The following is a 3,964-nucleotide window of genomic DNA, read 5'->3' on the forward strand; positions in this document are numbered from 1 at the left end:
TCCCCTGGTCCATCCGTCCCCTTTAAACCAAAGGTGGATGAAGAAAAATCCTTGGTTTGAAACAGATGTACTACCTGATTTTAAAGAGATGATACAGACGTATATCAAGGAGGACTAGGTAATTGACCAGGTACTAGCAATCGATGACTATGTTGCAGATCATGCAGATGATGTCCAAGCCATTTTAATGAAGTTATGACATAAGCTAGCGTCGGCATTGCCAGCTTGTCAGGAGAAAATTTCCTATGGCATACAAACCCTTTTTGATAAGGAGATGGTTACCCACTACGGGAGCAACAAGTGTTACCTTGGGATTTATCCCTTCCCGAAAACGATTGTTACTTTTGAGGACAAGGGGGCAGATCTTAGGTCAGGCAAGGGACCTTACAATTTCCCTATTATTCAGAAATTCCTTATGACTTAATTGTTGAATTAGCGGTTTACAACTACCATCAACAAAAATAAAAATACGGAGGCAAGTCATGGCAGAGATAGGTAAAAAATTTTGGGGTTACACCAAAGAAGAATGGTCGTGGGTTTTACAGGATACAGGGAATTCAGCTTATTCCTTAGTTATCACAGCAACATTATTTCCCTTGTTTTATAAGGCAATCGCAGAAGGGGCGGGAGTTGCGGACGCAGATTCAACCGCCTACTTGTCTTATGCCAATTCTATCGGAACGGCCTTAGTAGGCTTGATGGCACCGATTTTAGGGTCTATCGCTGAATACCGAGGTTTTAGAAAGCCCTTGTTTACGATGGGGACCTTGTTAGGTATTATTTCTATATTGTTGATGGCTTTTACACCAGGTGGGACTTGGGGAATGGCTTGGTTAATCTTATTAATTTTATATGTTTTATCCAATATCGGTTTTTCATCGTCAAATGTCTTTTATGATGCTTCACTGCTTGATGTAACGGTTAAAACCCGGATGTCTCGCGTATCTTCAATGGGTTACGGTATGGGCTATATCGGGTCTTGTGTACCATTCTTATTCTATTTAGTTTTTATGTTAAATATTGATGCTATGCCGTTTACCCTAGATTGGTTAACCAGAGCAGCCTTTGTATTAACCGCTATTTGGTGGTTTGCCTTTACCATTCCTTATTGGCAAAATGTCCAACAAAAATCTTGGATCAACCCAAGTCCAAGCCCCATTCGCGATTCCTTTAAACGGGTGAAAAATACCATCAAAGACATGGCCCAATACCGTCAGTTATTTATATTCCTATTGGCTTATTTCTTATATATCGACGGGGTAGGGACGATTATTTCAATGGCAACGGCTGTAGCAACTGACTTAGGGATTGAAGCGACAGTCCTTGTAGTGGTTTTATTGATCGTTCAAATTGTGGCCTTTCCATTCACAGTATTATACGGGCAGCTGGCCAAACGATTCGGAGATAAGAAAATTATCTATGTAGGGATTGTGACTTATATCATTATCTGTATCTATGCCTTAAGTATGGAAACAGCGACTGATTTCTTTATACTAGCTTGTATGGTTGGGACGGCTCAAGGTGGCTTACAAGCCTTGTCACGTTCGATGTTTGGAAAATTAGTACCAGAAGGCAAAACGAATGAATTCTTCGGCATCTATAATGTTTTCGGAAAGTTCTCTTCCATTATCGGGACAACCTTATTAGGGATTATCACCCAAATGACAGGTAATTCCTTGAATGGGGTCTTTGGTTTAATTATCCTCTTTATTATCGGGGGTGCCTTATTACTAGGCGTTAAAGAAGACGGGGTAAAAGGATAGGTAACCTGCTCATAACAAAAGGAAAAACTGGTGATCACTTTTTAATAGTGACCACCAGTTTTTTCGTATTGGCTTATTTAATTGTTTGCAGTCATCTTAGATATCTAAAGAGATTGCTGGCCCCGCTGGAATAATGCCGTTCGGGTTAATTGTCGGATGGCTACCATAGTAGTGGTGTTGGATGTGGTAGAAATCAACTGTGTCAGAAATACCTGCCATGTTGTAGATTTCACGCGTATAACGCCATACATTTTCAAAGTCAGTTAAGTGTTTGATATTGCACTTGAAGTGACCATAGTAGACATGCTCGAAACGGATTAATGTTGGGAACAAGCGGATGTCAGATGTTGTTAATTTGTCGCCTAATAAGAATTTTTTGTCAGCTAGGATACCGTCTAATTTTTCTAGGGCATCAAATACATGACCAACTTCTTCTTCATAAACCGCTTGATCTGTCGCAAAACCAGCTTTATAAACACCGTTGTTGATGTTTGGATAGACAAAGTCATCCATTTCTTTGATTTGGTCGCGCAATTCTTCAGGGTAGTAGTCACCTTCAATGGCACCTATTTCGTCAAAGGCTGAGTTCAACATCAACATAATATCAGATGATTCGTTGTTGACGATGGTATCTTTTTCCTTGTCATATAAAACAGGTACTGTTACACGGCCTGTGTAATTAGGATCTGCGTGTGTATAGACTTGGTATAAGAAGTCAGCATCTAGAACAGGGTCAGGAATGACACCTTGGTCTGGTGCAAATGTCCAGCCGTTTTCCAACATAATTGGGTTCACGATAGAAATAGAAATCATGTCTTCTAAGCCTTTTAATTTACGCAACATTAAGGTACGGCTAGCCCATGGACACGCTAGTGAAACGTATAAGTGGTAGCGCCCTGCTTCTGCTTTAAAGCCACCTTCACCTGAAGGCCCTGGTGCACCGTCAGTTGTAATCCAGTTTCTGAATTGTGAGTCTTTGCGGACGAAACGACCACCTGTTGATTCTGTGTCATACCATTGGTCCTTCCAAACGCCGTCTACTAGTAATCCCATGCATTCATCTCCTTTTAGAAATAATAATTCGATTTCAAATTAATATATGACTTATTGTAATATAGTTGACTGTATTTCTCAAGTGATAGGGGTTGATGGGAGAGAGGATAGGATACTGTTATTAATGGCAGGCCTTCTGCATCCGCTTGCTATAACATCCCCTGTCTGCCCTGCAGAAATCTACTTGCGGTGGGACCATCCAACATTGGGCGTGATATCCGGCTCCCTTCTAACGCATAGGCATCGCTTCAAACACGAACTATGTTTTTTTGAGTAATCCTTGATGACTAACAATTAAAAGTTAGCTATACTTAATGGGACTAGGTATGGCTATGGCAGGTCGGGGCATGTGTTTTAAGAAAATACCGAATGTTGTTGGTATTAAATGGTGCATCCACCTGCTAAATCCTACCTATAGACGTTTTAGAAGACGGTTTAAAGATCTTCTACTCATAATAGATCACGAAAAGAGGCTTATCCATTGCGTTACGAATCACTTCAAGCAAAGTTGCCCCTAGCACCCGCCGGCGAAATGGTGTTAGGATTAGCGTCGATGAAACAGTTAATGGCGCACTTTAACCATCCAGAAAATCAACTCCCAACCATTCATATCGCTGGGACAAACGGCAAAGGGTCAACCGCCAAAATGGTGGCCACTATCTTACAAGCAGCCGGCTACAAGGTTGGCTTATTCACTTCCCCGTCCTTAGTCGACTTCAACGAGCGCATTCAAATCAATGGCCAACAAATCACTGACACCCAGCTCATGGCACAAGTTGACCGGATGACGGCAGCATTAGGACCGGATGAATATTACACCGAGTTTGAGGTCTTTACCGGACTTGCTTGGTTGACCTTTGAGGCAAATCAGGTAGATTTTGTCGTCTTAGAAGTTGGCTTGGGTGGCAGATTGGACGCTACTAATATCATCAACCAACCACTGGTCACGGCCATCACGAAAATTGCCCTGGACCACCAGAAAATCCTCGGCGACACACTAGCTGAAATCGCAGGTGAGAAGGCCGGCATCTTGAAAACAGGTGTGCCCTTGGTATTATATCCGCAAGTTGATGAGGCGAAAAGAGCCATCACACAACAAGCTGACCGCCTTCAAGTGCCTATACATGAAGTCAAGCCAGGGGATATAA

The 3,964-nt window shown here is 42.0% G+C and carries 3 protein-coding genes and 1 pseudogene; 3 read left to right on the plus strand and 1 reads right to left on the minus strand.

What is annotated here, in order from left to right:
- Together ACRCJ0_RS10190 and ACRCJ0_RS10195 are read left to right on the plus strand one after the other, a co-directional pair.
- A pseudogene (locus tag ACRCJ0_RS10190) lies at positions 1-118 on the plus strand (uracil-DNA glycosylase family protein); the annotation flags it as partial.
- Positions 119-482: 364 nt separating this feature from the next.
- Positions 483-1,763, plus strand: a complete 1,281-nt coding sequence (locus ACRCJ0_RS10195; RefSeq protein WP_418148739.1) for an MFS transporter — start codon at positions 483-485, stop codon at positions 1,761-1,763.
- 96 nt (positions 1,764-1,859) lie between these two features.
- On the opposite strand, the gene ACRCJ0_RS10200 is transcribed toward ACRCJ0_RS10195, so the two are convergent.
- Positions 1,860-2,816, minus strand: a complete 957-nt coding sequence (locus tag ACRCJ0_RS10200; protein WP_069285598.1) for a glutathione S-transferase family protein — start codon at positions 2,814-2,816, stop codon at positions 1,860-1,862.
- A gap of 481 nt (positions 2,817-3,297) precedes the next feature.
- Here ACRCJ0_RS10200 and ACRCJ0_RS10205 point away from each other — a divergent pair.
- Positions 3,298-3,964: bifunctional folylpolyglutamate synthase/dihydrofolate synthase (locus ACRCJ0_RS10205; RefSeq protein WP_431390366.1), on the plus strand; the 667-nt coding region annotated here is incomplete at its 3' end.

The organism is Aerococcus sp. L_32, from assembly GCF_050689315.1.